This is a genomic window from Streptomyces sp. CB03234, assembly GCF_001905885.1.
Lineage (GTDB): Bacteria > Actinomycetota > Actinomycetes > Streptomycetales > Streptomycetaceae > Streptomyces.
The window spans coordinates 91,068-105,934 of the sequence record NZ_LIYH01000009.1 but is presented as its reverse complement, the minus strand read 5'-3'; the positions used below and the strand labels follow the sequence as shown (position 1 = coordinate 105,934).

The window sequence follows — 14,867 nt, the reverse complement described above, 5'->3', positions numbered from 1 at the left end:
CTCCCATGCCCAAGCGCCCTGACGAGGAGCCCTGAGCAGGCGCCCGGACCGGCCGGGCAGCGGATGCGCGCGACAGGCAGGACGGCCGGCGCGCCGAGGTGATCCCCGCCTCATCAATCCACCGACTTGTCGGCGTATCGACTCATCGAAGGAGTTTCCCGTGAGGGAAGGATTCCGGCGCAGAGCCGGAAGAACCCGCGGCCGGGCACCCGGCCTGCTGGGCCGGGCGGTGTCCACCGCCCTCGCCCTGGCCGTCCTCGGCGGTCTGGCCGGGGAGGCCGGTGCCGTCACACCGTCCGGCCCCGGCGGCATCGACCGTACGGTCGTCATGGCCGGCCTCCTGGCGGCGGAAACCGCCCCGCCCCCGCCCGCCACCTCCGAGCTGGACAGGATCAGCGACGAGCGGGACCGGCAACTGGTCGAGGACTTCGCGGAGTTCGACGAGGAGGAGGAAGTCCGCGAAGCCGCCAGGGCGGCGCTGGCCAGCACCGACCCCAACGCGATCCGCGACTTCCTGGAGCGCGGCGAGGCCCAGGCGCGGCAGCGGGCCAAGGACAAGAGGGACGCGGCCGATGTCGCCAACCGCGGCCGGATCGAGGCGTTGCGCGGCACCGGCGGACCGTTCTTCAACGCCGAGGTCGAGCGGGTCCTGAAGGGCACGGCACAGGACCGCGCGGACTTCCTGGCCTTCGGCGCGGACATCGCCCGGCAGCGGGACAAGGCGACTGAGCAGAACGAGAAGGAACGCGCGGCGGAGAACCGCAAGCGGGTCGAGATGCTCGCCGCGGTCGGCGGGCCCGAGGTGAAGCGGACCGCGCAGGCCGCTCTCGCCACGGGCGACGACAAGGTCATCGCCGAGTTCCTGGAGAAGGGCTACCTGGTCGCCGCGCAGAAGGACGCGGACGACCGGGCCGCCCACGAGAAGGCCCAGAAGGAAGCGCTGGAGGCGGCCGAGCGGCTGCGCGAACTGGCGGAGAAGGCGGGCACCGCCGCCGCGGCCCGCACCAAGCTGATCGCGGCGCACGGTGACGCGGTCAAGGCCCTGAAGACCGCGTCCAACGCGATGAGCTCCGCGGCCGCCCAGTCCCGTGAGGCCGACCGGATGCTCGCCGCCGACAAGGCCGGCAAGCGCCTGTCGGACTACGCCCCGGTGAAGGCCGAGGTCGCCCGGCAGGTCGGGATCGCCGAAGGCGCCGCCAAGGCGGCCCAGGTGGCGGCCGGCCAGGCCAAGGTACAGGCCGATGTGCTGGTCGACACCGGGCTCACCCACGGGGTGCAGTGGTCGGAGGTGGCCTCGGGCATCGCCGGTGCGGCGGACGCGGCGGCGAGGGCCGCGGCGACCGCGCGGCACGCGGTGGACGCCACGGCGGCCGACGCGGCCGGGCTGAACTCCCAGAACCAGGCCGAGCTGCACGCCCAGCAGGCCGCCAAGTGGCGTGCCAACGCCGAAGAGCACGCCAAGGCGGCGGCCCGGCTCGCCGAGGCGGCGGCCAAGCAGGCCCGCATCGCGGCGGACGCGGCAGCCAAGTCCCGCCAGGCGCGCATCGCGGCCGAGCAGGCCGAGAAGGAGGCGTGGGAGCACGCCAGGAAGACGCGGGACGCGCGGATCGAGGCCGAGCGGCAGGCCCGGATCGCCGCCGAGCAGCGGGCGGTCGCCGAACGCGAGCGCGACCTCGCGGCTGCCGCGCGGGCGCGGGCCGAGCGGGAGCGGGACATCGCCGCGGCGGCACGCGCGCGTGCCGAGGCCGAGGCCCGTACCGCCTCCGCCCGCCGGGCGGATGCCCAGGCCGCGGCAGCCGTGGCCGCCGAGAAGCGGGCCACCGCACAGGCCCAGGAGGGCATCGCCGCCAAGGCCGACGAGCTGGCGCGGGGCGAGGAGTCCAAGGCCCGTACCGCCCGCAACAAGGCGGTGGAGGCCGAACGCGTCCACAACGCCGAAGCGGCGAGGGCCAGGGCGACCGAGGCGATGGCCGCCAAGGCCAAGGGCACCGAGCACGCCGAGACCGCCCGCGCGGCGGCCACCGAGGCGCGCTCCGCGGCCGACGCCGCCGGCACGGCGGCCGGTACGGCACGGGGCGCGGCCGACCAGGCGTCGGCGGCGGCGGTACGTTCCCGCTCGGCGGCCATCGAGGCGGCGGGCGCCGCCGCACGGGCCCGTGCGGCGGCTGCCGAGGCCACCGCGCACGCGGCACGTGCCAACGCCGCCGCCAACAAGGCCGAGGCGGCCGCCTTCGCGGCGAACGCCGCGGCGACCAAGGCCGAGGCCGAGGCCGCCGCCACCCGCGCAGCCGCGCAGCGGGCAGGCGCCCGGGCGGCGGAGGCCACCGCGCAGGAGGCCCGGGCCGGAATCGCCGCCCACGAGGCGTCCCGCCTGGCGGGGCTGGCCGCGATCCACGCCAATCAGTCGCTCCAGGCGGCCAACCGCACCCGCGACGAGGCCGACGGCGCCACCCGTGAGGCGGCGATGGCCCGCCTCCAGTCCACGATGGCGGTCCAGGCCGCCACATCGGCCCGTACCACCGCGGCCGGCATCGCCGACCCGGCCAACACCGCCATCCTGCTCACCGCGCCGTTCACCGGCGCGGACGTCGACGCCGACTTCGCCGCCGAGGTCGCCAAGGCCGCCCAGGCGATGGGCCAGGCCGAGGTCACCAAGGCCGAGGCGAGGGCCGCGGAGGCGGTCAAGGCGGCCGAGGCCGCCGAGGCCGCGGCCAAGCGGGCCAACGCCCAGGTGGCTCCGGCCTTCAAGGCGGCGGCAGCCGCCGCCCGTTCCTCCGCCGACGCGGCACGCTCCTCGGCAGCGGCGATGAAGTCCGCCGCCCAGGCTGCCGAGGACGGCGCGAAGGCACGGGCCGCCGCGGCCCGTGCCAACCAGGCGGACGCCCAGGCCCAGGCCGATGCCAAGCTCGCCCGCTCGGCCGCCAACCAGGCGTACGCGGATGCGGCCGCCGCCCGTAACGCCGCCACCCAGGCCGAGGCCGAGGCGGCCCGCGCCCGGGGCGCCGCCGCCGACGCCGAGAACCAGGCGGCCGCCGCCAACAGCGCGGCCGGCCTCGCCGAGAAGGAGGCGAGCGTCGCCCAGGGCGCCGCCGCCCAGGCGGAGCAGGACGCCGCCGACGCGAACACGTTCGCCGAGTCCGCCGAGAAGCACGCCACCTCCGCCGAAACGGCCGCCAAGAACGCCGGCACCTACGCCAAGGAAGCCGACGAGGCCGCCAAGAAGGCCGAGGAGTACCAGCGCGAGCTGGAGCGCCAGGAGCGCGAGGAGGCCGCCAGGGGCGGGAAGGACGTCTCCGGCGGCGACCTGACGGAGGCGCAGCGCAAGGCGCTCGAAGCCGCCGGCATCAGTGTCGCGGAATTCGAGGCGGCCAGGGCACTGGCGCAGAAGGACCTGCTCGACTACCTGAAGGAGAACGGCGGCGAGCTTCTCGTCGAACTGTTCGCCGAGGACATCAAAGAGTGCTGGGACGACCCCGACGTCGGCATCTGCATCTGGGCCATCATCCAGAACCTAGGCCCGGTCAAGGCTCTCAAGATCGCCAGCAAGCTGCCGAAGATCGCAAAAGCCATTGCCGGAATCAACGACTTCCTCGACAAGACGGCCAAGGCGAAGAAGCTCGTCGACAAGGGCGAGAAGATCATCGCGCGGGCGCAGGCCGTCCTCTGCCCGACCAAGCCCAAGCCCAGGTCCGCCCAGAGAGCGGCCTTCATGGCGGCCCCTGCCTCCGGCGGGGGAGGATTCGACGGTTGGAACGGATGGGACGGCTGGGACGACTGCGAGTTCATTCCCACCGGCCAGAACCTCCCCGAAGGCGGCATCGAGGTCGCCCTCGACACGCTCGCGCTGAGGAACCTCCGGGACTACCACTTCGAGGGCGGACGGATGGTCACCGAGAAGAAGGGGCTGTTCAACTCCGACCTCACTCTGGGGGACCTGAAGGACATCTTCAACGGGGCGATCACCGACCAGGGAGGGTGGAAGCACGCGAGCGGCGGGTCCGCCTACCGTGAGAAGAACGTCTGCCTCGACCCCAAGAAGAAGTTCGGCAAGTCTTCCAGGCAGAGCGGAGAGCAGGAGACCCACTGCCTCACGATCGTGGTGAGTGTGCACGGAGACCTGGTCACGATGTACCCCATCCTTCCGACGAGCTGAAGCGAGAGAGGAGACCCGGCATGGGTCTGGGAATGCGGCGACTGAACCGCGCGCAGGACGTCGTCGAGCAGTTCGACGACGACGCGGAGGACACCTTCCTCGCGCTGTGCGGCCGGGCGCCGGAGAATAGTCTGCGGCGGGGCATCTCGCCGTACGACCTGACCATGTTCAACACCCCCCAGCTGGAGCGCCTCGTCGTCGAGCTCGAAGAGCTGCCGGAGAACGAGAAGACCCCTGTGGTGAGACGGGTCATCGAGGAGGCCCACGAGGCGATCCGCCGCTCGGGTTACCTGCTCTTCATCGGGGACTGATTCGCTGCGCGCGGAGGGTCCGGCAGCTCTCGCTGCCGGGCCCTCCTTTTTTGAGGACGCAGGCAGCGGCCGCTTCGTCGCCGGAGATCGGCGAGTACGAGGCAGTCGGCCAGGTTGAAGTCCTCCAGGCGTGGCCCGGGGGCGTCCTCCGTGACCAGCGCGGCGGTGTCGGCGGCCTCCGCGTGCCTGTGCCTCCGCCCTGCGCGCCGCCGACCACAGCGATCCAGGCCGGCGCGCCGGCGGCGGCGACTACCGTACCGTGGGCCGCATTCTTCGCGGCTTTCCGGCATTGGGGCTGATTTTCTTCATTGCATCCCCAATGCCGCAGCCACCACCCGGAATGGAAAACCACCGATCGCGAAGCCGGTCGCGTTGTCGAACCTGGCATCACAGCACGGCGACGCGCCCACGGCCAGCGCCGTGAACTGCTCATACCTGGACATTGGAAGCAAGTTTTGCGTGACCTGCGTCACGCTTGTAGAAGGCTGCATGGGCTGGCGTCAAGATTCCGCCAAAAATATGCCGATGCGTCAAATCAGTATGTGCCGGTGCACCGTTGCAGTCTTAATAGGTCCAACGTCCGCAGAATGGCGACGATGTCGCTACTGCTCACGTTTGGTGACGGGCGTCGATCCATGGATCCGACCGTCCGTCACGGCGCGAGATCCGGCACGTCACCGCAGCACTCGTAGAAGGACAAGTCCCGTATGCAGACGGCTTGCTGGAGCAGACGCCGCGTCCTCGGCGCGCTCGCGCTCGCGACCGCTGTCGCCGCCACCCCCTCGGTCCTGCGGTCGGCCACCGCCGCGGCCGCCGGGACAGCAGGCACCGATCCGGTGCCGCTGCCGGACACCGAGCGCGCCAAGGTCGTCCGCGCGTGGCTGACCGGCGGCAAGGGCGTCAGGGCCGCCACCACGGCCCTCTACGGGAGCGACACCGAGGTCCGGACCTTCCTCGCCGAGACGATGCCGCAGCAGACCGTCCAGGCCAACCGGATCGCGATCGTCCGCAGCCTGGACCGCGCGGGCAAGGGCCTGCGCTTCCCGCCGGCCCTCGCCGCAGCCGACGTCTCCGCGCGTGCGGGTGCCCTCGGCACCGTCTTCACGGGCATCGGGCACGGCTTCACCAGCGGCGCCTTCTGGGAGTCCGCCGCCGGCAGCGGCCCGAGCCTGGTCTCCTTCGGCGCCTACAAGTGGGTCGGCGCCGCCGAGAAAGCGCTCGGCGGCGGCCTCGTCAGGCCCTTCGTCAGCCAGATCACAGACACCCGCGAGGACCTGGCCTCCGGCGTCACGAAGGGCCTCAGCGACATCTGGGGCCTGGCGGCCTGATCCCGCCCGTGCTCTCTCCCGGGGCGCCGCAATAAGGCGGCGCCCCCTGCCCCCTTCTCCTCACGGAAAGGTCCTGCCGCAGTGCATGGAATACGTGGCGGGCGCGCCACAAGGAGACGCGCCCGCTCGACGGTCCTGACCGTCTTCACCGCCCTGACCCTTGTCCTCACGACAGCCGCGACGAGCCAGGCGGCCGAGCCGCCCGCGCCGGCGAAGGCCTCGTCCACCACGAAGTCCGCAGCGCCCAGCGCGGGGAGCACCGAGACCGGCGGGTTAGCGGCCGGCTCCGGTGAGGAATGCACCGCCACCGCGCCGGGCTCCAAGGAGCGCCGCGCGGGTGCCGTCGAGTCCTGTGTGACGGTCGCCCCCGCCCCTGCGAAGGCGAAGGCCCGGGCAGCCGGCGCCCCGGCTGCTGCCGCTGCCGCCGCCGGCAGCTGCGCCATCACCACCCCCGGCAACTACAGCTACGAGCGCTTCTCGTACTGCGTGACCGGCATCAACGTCACCTACGTCCTCCGCGACAGCAGGGGTGTGGAGATCGGACGCGGTGTCCTGGCGGTCTCGACCGGCGCCGACCTGTCCCCGACCGCCACGACCTGGAGCGAGCAGGTCACCGTCAAGATGACGGCCGCCTCCGGCGATGTCACTTCCCTGAACGCCAAGTTCCGAGCGTCCTGTGACGCCGGCTGCACGGCCACCAAGACCGCGCCCTGGTACGGCGGCGCCATCACGCTCGGCCAGACCCTCACCGGCAGCGTCACCTACTCCTCGCCCCGGACGACGGGCTCCTCCGCCTCCTTCCACACGTCCTACGCGATGTACGTGACGTCCCCGGGCGCGACGGCGACGGACCCGAACGCGTCCTGGAAGAACGCGCGTCAGATCAGGTGCGACCACGCGGTCGGCGGCTCTTCGGTGGCGGGCTGTGCCGTTCCGTCGGTCATGCCCGAGCTGTCGATGAGCACGCAGGGCTCGGATCAGGGCGGCGCGGTGGCGGCGTATCTGTGGGCCCAGAAGAACCTCACCGACCGCTGGGGGCTCAACACGGCGCTGACCCGGTCGACGAGCGGCGTGGACGTCCGTACGAGGAGCACCTGTGGAAGCGGGGCGTCGGAGCCGTTCGCGGACGCGAGCGACCTCATACCGACCGACACCTGTGCCCAGTTCCCCTTCGCGGAGACCAAGGAAGGCGGAAGGGACGGTGCCGAGTGCGCCGAGCTCATTCCTTACTACGGCAACGGCGGATGGGTCATCCACGAGCTCAACGGCGGTTCGAGCCTCGACACCTCCAAGCGATGTGTGCGCGCCCATGTCGCCGCCGTCGACAAGCAGTTCGCGGACAGCCAGCTCGCCGACGGCTTCGCGGGCCAGCGGGTCATCGACGCCGACCAGTTCAAGCTGACGTTCACGGCGTCGCTCGACGGCTCGCACGCGGAGTGCCTGGGGATCTCGCCGGAGGGCGCGCGCCCGGCCGGCAACGGCTGGATCCTGAACACCACCGAACCGGTCCCGCACGTCAGGAAGAACGACCGGACGAGCGCGGCCGGCCACCGGGCGACCAAGGCTACCGCCTGCCTGGGCAAGCAGCTCGGCCCCGGTAGTGAAGCCGGCGGAGAGATCACCGGTTGGCTGGACGCGGCAGACTACGCTTCCGCGCACAGCCTCACCGACCAGCTCGCCCGGTGTCACCTGATCGCCAACATACTCGGCGGGCGGATCTCGCAGAACCTCGTGCCCTGCTGGCAGGTCGGGATGAACACCGGTGCAGGCAGCATGTGGGAGTACGAGGAGCAGGTCCGGGACGAGGTGCGGCTGGCCTCGTTCAGCGAGGACGACGCGATCCTCTACGAGGTGACTCCCACCTATCTGAGCGCCGACAGCACGATTCCGGTAGGCGTTACCATGAGCGCCAAGATCGAGCGTGAGGACGGTTCGGTCGAACCGATGTTCCAAAACGTCTACATCCCCAACTCCCAGACCGCCGGAGCGCACAACCTCGGCAACTGATCTCTCGCCACACCTTGTTCGTGCCTTCGGGAGCCAGCATGAGTTTCACCACCCCGCCGCGGCCGCTCGACGTGACCGCGCTCTTCCCTCAACTGGCCCCGTTGGCACGGACGGCGACCCGGCTGCATCCGCGGCCGGGGTTGCCGACGGTGCACGACAGTTCCGTCGGCGGGGCGCTGCTGTGGCCCGCCGACGAGCCGTGGCCGCATTGCGGAGGACCGCATGAGAGGAGTGCGACGCGCAGGGTTCTGTCGCCGGACGACATCCGGCTCCTCCGCCGTATCCAGGTGGCGATAGCAAGCCGGCGGCACCTCGGCAGCCCGGCCTCCCGGCCCACGCCCGAGGAATTGGCCACCGAGAAGCGGATCCTCCAGGGCCGCCCCTGGCCCGAGGACCCGGTCCCCCTGCTTCCTGTCGCCCAGTTGTACGCCCGTGACGTCCCTCTCCCGTTCAGCCCGCCCCGGGCCGACCTCCTCCAGGTCCTGTGGTGCCCGTTCGACCACCCGAGCCACCCCCGCACCGCGGTCTTCTGGCGCTCCGCCAGCACCGTCACCGACGTCCTCGACGCGCCGCCCGAACCACCCGCGATCAAGTCCCAGGGCTATCTCCCGGAGCCGTCCCTGCTGGCACCGGAGCAGGTCACGGAGTACCCCGCCTTCATGGAGCTGGACGAGGAACTGCGGCAGGAACTGGGCGACCCGAGCCGGTGGGGCGGCTCCTGCCCCGCCACTCCGCGCGAGTTCTACGAGAGCGAGCTGTCCACTTCCCCCGGCTGGAAGACCGGCGGCTGGTCCCGCTGGGGCCTGTCCGACCCCATGCCCCGCCGCTGCCCGGAGTGCGGTACCGAGGCGCTCCCGCTTCTCACCATCGCCACCCTCGAATGGGACGCCGACAGCGACAGCTGGGCCCCTGAGGAGGAGCGGACCAACCCGACTCCACTCCTCCTCGGCACTCCGCCCGCGAACTTCACCCTGATCGGGATCGCCCGCGGCTCCAGCCTCCAGCTCCACGCCTGCCCGTCCTCCCCGGACCACCCCCACATCGAGCTGGTCCAGTGACCGGCACGCGGGGAGCCGCCATCTCCACAGCCCCCGGCTGGAAGACCGGCGGCTGGACCCGCTGGAGCCTCACCGACCCCAAGCCCCGCCCCTGCCCCGAGTGCGGCACCGAGGAGGTCCCGCTCCTCACCATCGCCTCCTGGGAATGGGACGGCGGCAGCGGGACCTGGATCGCCGAGGAGGAACCGGCGAACCCGGCCCCGCCTCCCCGGGGCGGCAACTTCACCTTGATCGACATCGTCGGCGGCTACGACCTCCAGCTCCACGCCTGCCCGGCCGACCCGTCCCGCCCCCACATCGAGCTGGTCCAGTGATGGGCCCGCCCGGAGCCGGCATGAGTTGCCACCACCCCAACGCGGCCGGTCGAACGCCGATCCCGCCCGCAGGCCGGCCAAACCGAGGACACCGTGCCCGCCGACCACACGCCTCAACCCGCCCCAGACCCTCACACCACGCCCGGCTCGGCGCCCGCCTGCGACATGGACCAGGTCCCACACGTCCCTTCCGCGGGTTCCATCACCCCCTCCACGGCCTTGCCAGTTGTAGAGGGAAGACCGCCCTTGACCTGCAGAAAACAGGCAGGGAGCCGTCTTTCAGGAGTCCCGAAATGCTGCGCACCATGTTCAAGTCCAAGATCTAGCGTTTGGGTGTTTTTGCAGGTCAGAGGCTTGATGGCCCCACTCAGGGCTGTCCAGGTGGCCGCGATGACGGGTGACCTCGACAGGTCTCTGGCTCCCGCTTGGGACGTTCGCTGCGTACTCGACGGGTCGACCGCGGCATGGGTCCTGACCTCGCCCGCCCCGGTGTCCTTCTCGTCCACTGTGCCGGCACCATGGGCCTCGGCTTCGGCATCGTCGTCACTTCCGACAGAGAGACCGAAGCCGCGGCCGGTCCCACCTCGTGACCTGCTGCGTCATGATCACTCGCGCCCGCGGGCGGGCTGGCCCGGGCCTGTAGGGCAGCCGGTTGCCGCGCCACCTGGGGCCTGCGCGGGTAGGCGATGATGCGCTAAGCGCGCCCTGGCTGAGATATCCCAGGGAGGGGCGGTCGCCCGCTCCGTACGTATGACAGGGGACCCCCGTATCCTCCATGCCGCCGCCTCTAAACGGCGATACTGGATGCATGGACACGACGATCACCGCCGCCCGCGCCGAGGTGCTGAGGGACCGCTACCGCAGCCGGCTGCCCGAGCGCTTGCAGGAGCTGGCCGGCCCCGTCGAGGGCAACGTGGATCTGCCGCTCCACATCGTCTGGTCCGGGCGGACCAGCTACAGCCTGGACCGTCCGAAGTCCCGCATGACGCTCTACCGGACCGTCCTCGCCGAAGGACTGAATGAGGACCTGGTGGCCCTCCTGCACCACCGACTGCTCACCGAGCAGTGGCCCGTGCTGCGGCGCTTGATCAGTCCCTACATCCGCGAGGTCTGGGAGGACGCCTTCCCCGAGCTGCTCCGCACCGCTCCGGCCGACACGAGCGCCGCGTGAAGCTCACTCCGCTCCACGAGCGTCTCCTCGCCGACATCCTCGACCTCGGCTCCCCCTACCCTCTGGTCCTCACCGGCGGATACGCCGTGCAGGCCCACGGCCTGGTCGAACGCTTCAGCCGTGACCTCGACGTCGCCACCGAGAACCCCGCTCCGATGCAGGAGATCGTCGCCTCACTCACAGCAGGCCTCAGCGCGCGCGGATGGCGGACCACGCACGTCCAGACCGATCCGCTCAGCGGCCGGTTCCTCGTCACCGATCCGGACACAGGCGAGGAGTGCGAGGTCGACGTCCTCAAGGAGGCGTTCTGGGCCCCGCCCGCCCAGACCCCCTACGGCCCCGTTCTTTCCCTCGACGACGTGATCGGCACCAAGGTCCGAGCCCTCGCCGACCGCGGCACCGTCCGCGACCTCATCGACGTCCAGGCTGCCTCCCGCCACCGCTCCACCGCCGACCTCGAATCCCTGGGCCGCCGGCGCGCCCACGACGAGTTCAGCCTCGAAGACCTCCGGGACCGGTTGATCGGCGCGGACTGGTACGAGGACGAGGACTACACCGCGTACGGGCTCACCTCCCGGCAGATCGAAGAACTCAAGGCGTGGGCACTGGAGTGGGCGGAGGATCTGGGTGCGCGGATCCATGACGAGAACGCTTGAGAGGCGGTCAGCGCGTCCATCCCCTCTACCGCGGTTGCAGCGAGAGCATGCGGTGTAGCCAGTAGGTTCCAACCCGGAGCCGTCCACGGTGGGTGGCTGCCCTGCACGGCGGATGTGCAGGGCAGCCGAGCGATACCCGCAGTGGACTTACGGCGAACCGGGCTGCGGTAACGGTCAAACACTGCATCCCGCTCCCACTCCCATGTCCAGTCTGGCTCCCGGCGGTGGAATTCGGTAACGGCCAGCTCGAAGAATTGGTGGCTTCGCAACTCGAGGTATGCCCCCAGGCAGGCGACCGGAACGCAGGTGCCCGCCAGGTGGTAGCGGCCGCGATCGATCGAACAGTCGGGAGCCCGGCTTGGTTTGAACCAGCTGCGCGGTTAGCAGGGGCCGTAGGCGGCGCAGAACTGTCTCAGTGACCTGAGGTGGGGTGGCAGGCGTCGGCACGACGGGTGCCGGGGCAATTTCAGGAGGCGTCGCGGGTACCGAGGAGCAGAGAATGGGCCTTGGTTCGGACAGCGCTGGTGGAGGCTGTTGGCCCGTACACGGCCAAGCGTCCTGGTTGGCCCTTGTCGACCCCATCGGTGACGCAGCGGTCCGCCAACTGATCCAGAGCGCACGCCAGTTCCTGCTGCCTGAAGCGATCGCGGGCCTGCTGGCCTTGGCCATAGGTGACGGGCGGCGCCGCAACTCCACTCCGGATCATCCGCTGCGGGTGCTCAGCGACTTGGCCGCTGTCATCGATCCCGACTTCGGCACGTCCCTCGACATCCGTACGCGTCTGCTGCGTGCTGTGCTCGACTGGATCCGCAACGACTGCAGAGCCGAAGAACAGTGGTGCGTGGCCACCGAAGCGCTGGCCGGCATCTTCAGCGTCGAGGTATCAGGGAACTGGCAGGACCCCGGCGCGCTGAACACGTTCACCATCGCCAACGGCATCGACGCCGCGGACAACCTGTCCGGCCTGCTCCGCTTGTGGGAGCAAGTAGTACTGCTCTTGACCAGCGATGCGTCCGACGGTGACAGAGTGTCCTGCCCGCCCCGCGCGCTGATCGTACTACTGGACATGGCGCTGGGATGGGTCCGTCTCGGCCTCGGCGTCGCGCTCAAGGGCCAGACGCCCTCGGCCAAGCAGATGCAGTACGGTGCCGAGGGAGGCCACCGAATCCTGGACACTCTCCACCCGCTCCTGCAGCGCAGTGCAGGCACAGCGCTGCGTGCTCACCGCGAACTCGCCCACCTCCACAGCCGCGCCCGCGCGGCCGGGCATGAGCTGCCCGTCTTCGACATCGATCCCGATCTGCAGTCCTTCTGCGAGTGGGGAGGCATCGACTGCACAGACGACTACGGAACCGCCGCTGAGCAGGTTTCCTCCCACGCCGCAGCCTTGGCAACAAAGCTGGCGGGACTGGGTCCTGCCGCAGGAGCGGTCGGCTTCGATGAACTGGCTGAACAGGCACGCCTGGTCGACGACTACACCGGTTATCTGACGGCCGTCCGCATGGGTGAACTGATGGCCCACCCCGCTGCCTGGTACCGAGAGGCGGCCGCGTCAGGATGTAGCACGCTGCTGGGTGTCGCCTTGACGCAATGGCTCACTACAGACCCGACGCAGTGCCGATGGCCGTGCTGCGTGCAGCCCTAAACGACACTCGCACCCGGCCGGCCGGCTGCTATCAGTGCGGTTCTCGCGCGCGGCGTGGTGGACCGGACGGGGGAGCTGGTGATCGACTCGATGCGGGCCGAGGACACGGCCCATCTGGATATGCTTTTCCACCGCGAGGCGGATGACGTCATGCATCGGCTGCTCGTCCATGCCGAACCTGCCATCGCCGCGAGCGCAGCGGTCAGCTTCGACATGGGCGCACGGCACGGACCTACCGTGCCCCCTGAGTGGCAGGCTGCGTGGCGCAGCGCCGAGCATGACGCCGACACCTTCGAAGAGTGGTTCTGCCAGCGGCTGCAGGACATGACCGCCCGGGGCTGGTATGCCTCCCCTCTTCCACATGATGGTGATGGCATCCTGGCCCGTCTGCCCCGCCCGCATCGGCTGCGTCTGGCCTCGCGGTGTATAGGTCTGCCCCGCATCGGCCCCAGCGCCCTGATCCATCTCGTCAACTCGGACATCGAGATGGCCCGGCATCTGCTCGACGAGTACGCCGTCACCCCTGACGAGCTGGTCGAGGCCCTGGCCGGACAGCGCAATAAAGCCTTGGAACAGATCGGTCCGCTTCTACTGGAGCGGGGAGTGCGCGCGGAGAAGATCGCTGCGGCCGCTGCCTGGTACGACACCTGGTGGGGAGACCGCTCACGCATGCACTCCGAGCTTCTTGCATATTTCACCGCCCTCGCCGACCATGTCCCAGCGCTGCGGGCGGTGGCAGCGGCGGGCCGCTCACAGCAGCAGGAGCTGCTCCGCGATGCTGAAGAGCAGGAACGCGCAGCGCGTGTCCGCGGCCGGTGACCACACAGCGTGGGCCACCGGCCGGCGGCCCTGACGCAACCGGGAGCGCGGCCGTGCAAAGAGCCGATCCGACACGGCCTGGGGCCGTGGAACCTGCACGGAAGGCAAACAATAGGAGCTGAGCGACGCCGATGAATGCAGAAGACCGCGCGGTGCTGATCACCGCAGTCTCCGAGGTTGCTGTGCTGCGTGCTCTGCAGATGGCCGGAAACCGGATTCTAGGCAAGCACGACCGCTCGGTGCGCGGACCGATGAGGTCCGTCGAACCGTGGTTGGTTCACACGCACCTGCGCGTGGACGAGCAGGACATCGCTGCCCTCCTCAAGGACGCCTGGCGCATTCCCGTCGCCGTCGGCTTGCCGGACAGTCTCATCGAAGCACTCGACCAGCACACCCGCGTCCTGTTCGGGTGGCCCGCCGTGGCAACGGCACGAGACAGATCACTGGCCACGAGGGTGTCGGGGCTTCCCGGTGGCAGGCCTGAATATCGGAAATCTACTGGACGACGCGAAGGCCGTGCCCGACGCCGTCTGCGTGAGTTCATCGCGAAATCTCTCCGGGCTGCAGTCGGCGCTCGGGCAGTGAGTCGTCACGGTACCCTTACTGAACCTGACGTGTCGTCAGGTAAGTCAGCATCTGATCAGCATCAGTCCCGAGCATCCCGAGACGGTCGTTCCTGCAGAGGGCTGGATGGGGGCGTCACAACGGCCTGGCTCGTGCGGAAACGCGGGCAGGGCACCTTCTCCTCAGAGTGAAGCGATGTTCCTCACAATCTTCGAGTCAGGCGCGCCCCAGTTGTAGAGTAAAGACCGCCCTTGACCTGCACAAAGCAGGCAGGGAGCCGTCTTACAGGAGTCCAAAGTGCTGCGCACTCTGTTCAAGTCCAAGATCCACCGAGCAACCGTGACCCAGGCGGACCTCCACTACGTCGGGTCCGTCACCGTCGACGCCGACCTGATGGAGGCGGCGGATCTGCTTCCGGGCGAGCTCGTGCACATCGTCGACATCGACAACGGCGCCCGCCTGGAGACGTACGTCATCGAGGGCGAGCGCGGTTCCGGGGTGATCGGTATCAATGGCGCGGCCGCCCACCTGGTGCACCCCGGGGATCTGGTGATCCTGATCAGCTACGCCCAGGTCGACGACGCCGAGGCCCGCTCGCTGGTGCCGCGCGTCGTCCATGTCGACGCGGACAACAGGATCGTCGAGCTCGGCTCCGACGCCTCGGCGCCGGTACCCGGCAGCGACACCACGCGCAGCCCGCACGCCGTTCCGGCCGCCCGGGGCTGACGCGTCGGCCGTACGCCCAGGAGTGATCCCGCCGCGCGGGGGAACGCGCAGCGGGAGAACCTGGTACGTGCACGGCCGAACCGCCCAGGGAGCGCGCCATGACCAGCCCGAACCC

The 14,867-nt window shown here is 70.3% G+C and carries 12 protein-coding genes; 11 read left to right on the top strand and 1 reads right to left on the bottom strand.

What is annotated here, in order from left to right; all coding sequences use genetic code 11:
• The first annotated feature begins 160 nt into the window (after positions 1-160).
• Together AMK26_RS33165 and AMK26_RS33160 are read left to right on the top strand one after the other, a co-directional pair.
• Entirely contained in the window at positions 161-4,153 is a 3,993-nt protein-coding gene (locus AMK26_RS33165; RefSeq protein ID WP_241838196.1) for an ALF repeat-containing protein, read from the top strand.
• A gap of 20 nt (positions 4,154-4,173) precedes the next feature.
• Positions 4,174-4,464, top strand: a complete 291-nt coding sequence (locus AMK26_RS33160; RefSeq protein WP_073759578.1) for a hypothetical protein — start codon at positions 4,174-4,176, stop codon at positions 4,462-4,464.
• A 305-nt stretch (positions 4,465-4,769) separates the two neighbouring features.
• Here the strand turns inward: AMK26_RS33160 and AMK26_RS37145 are convergent, their stop codons facing one another.
• Entirely contained in the window at positions 4,770-4,937 is a 168-nt protein-coding gene (locus tag AMK26_RS37145; protein ID WP_158071170.1) for a hypothetical protein, read from the bottom strand.
• A 234-nt stretch (positions 4,938-5,171) separates the two neighbouring features.
• On the opposite strand from AMK26_RS37145, the gene AMK26_RS33155 reads away from it, so the two are divergent.
• The 9 genes from AMK26_RS33155 to panD all read left to right on the top strand — a co-directional run bounded on the left by AMK26_RS33155 (position 5,172) and on the right by panD (position 14,752).
• Positions 5,172-5,792, top strand: a complete 621-nt coding sequence (locus AMK26_RS33155) for an ALF repeat-containing protein (protein ID WP_073759576.1) — start codon at positions 5,172-5,174, stop codon at positions 5,790-5,792.
• Positions 5,793-5,873: 81 nt separating this feature from the next.
• Complete coding sequence (locus AMK26_RS33150; protein ID WP_073759574.1) at positions 5,874-7,799, top strand: DNA/RNA non-specific endonuclease; 1,926 nt, start codon at positions 5,874-5,876, stop codon at positions 7,797-7,799.
• Between the two features lie 38 nt (positions 7,800-7,837).
• On the top strand, positions 7,838-8,857 hold the full coding sequence (locus tag AMK26_RS33145; RefSeq protein ID WP_073759572.1) for a hypothetical protein: 1,020 nt from the start codon (positions 7,838-7,840) through the stop codon (positions 8,855-8,857).
• The gene (locus AMK26_RS38475; RefSeq protein WP_073759570.1) at positions 8,854-9,171 is read left to right on the top strand and encodes a hypothetical protein; all 318 of its coding nucleotides are present in this window, start codon (positions 8,854-8,856) and stop codon (positions 9,169-9,171) included. The genes AMK26_RS33145 and AMK26_RS38475 overlap by 4 nt, the downstream gene beginning before the upstream one ends.
• Before the next feature lie 808 nt (positions 9,172-9,979).
• Positions 9,980-10,342 carry a hypothetical protein gene (locus AMK26_RS33135; RefSeq protein WP_073759568.1) on the top strand — a complete coding sequence of 121 codons (363 nt, stop codon included), beginning with the start codon at positions 9,980-9,982 and terminating at the stop codon, positions 10,340-10,342.
• Complete coding sequence (locus AMK26_RS33130; RefSeq protein WP_073759566.1) at positions 10,339-10,998, top strand: nucleotidyl transferase AbiEii/AbiGii toxin family protein; 660 nt, start codon at positions 10,339-10,341, stop codon at positions 10,996-10,998. The genes AMK26_RS33135 and AMK26_RS33130 overlap by 4 nt, the downstream gene beginning before the upstream one ends.
• Positions 10,999-11,560: 562 nt before the next feature.
• The gene (locus AMK26_RS33125) at positions 11,561-12,643 is read left to right on the top strand and encodes a hypothetical protein (RefSeq protein ID WP_073759564.1); all 1,083 of its coding nucleotides are present in this window, start codon (positions 11,561-11,563) and stop codon (positions 12,641-12,643) included.
• 78 nt (positions 12,644-12,721) lie between these two features.
• On the top strand, positions 12,722-13,462 hold the full coding sequence (locus tag AMK26_RS33120) for a hypothetical protein (RefSeq protein ID WP_143608692.1): 741 nt from the start codon (positions 12,722-12,724) through the stop codon (positions 13,460-13,462).
• 861 nt (positions 13,463-14,323) lie between these two features.
• Positions 14,324-14,752, top strand: coding sequence for an aspartate 1-decarboxylase (gene panD / locus AMK26_RS33115; protein ID WP_073759560.1), 429 nt, complete (start codon positions 14,324-14,326; stop codon positions 14,750-14,752).
• Positions 14,753-14,867 lie beyond the last annotated feature (115 nt).

Excerpts from the sequence above, each read along its gene's own strand:
- AMK26_RS33145 (WP_073759572.1), top strand. The coding sequence starts at position 7,838 with ATGAGTTTCACCACCCCGCCGCGGCCGCTCGACGTGACCGCGCTCTTC.
- AMK26_RS33135 (WP_073759568.1), top strand. The coding sequence starts at position 9,980 with ATGGACACGACGATCACCGCCGCCCGCGCCGAGGTGCTGAGGGACCGC.
- AMK26_RS33155 (WP_073759576.1), top strand. The coding sequence starts at position 5,172 with ATGCAGACGGCTTGCTGGAGCAGACGCCGCGTCCTCGGCGCGCTCGCG.
- AMK26_RS33160 (WP_073759578.1), top strand. The coding sequence starts at position 4,174 with ATGGGTCTGGGAATGCGGCGACTGAACCGCGCGCAGGACGTCGTCGAG.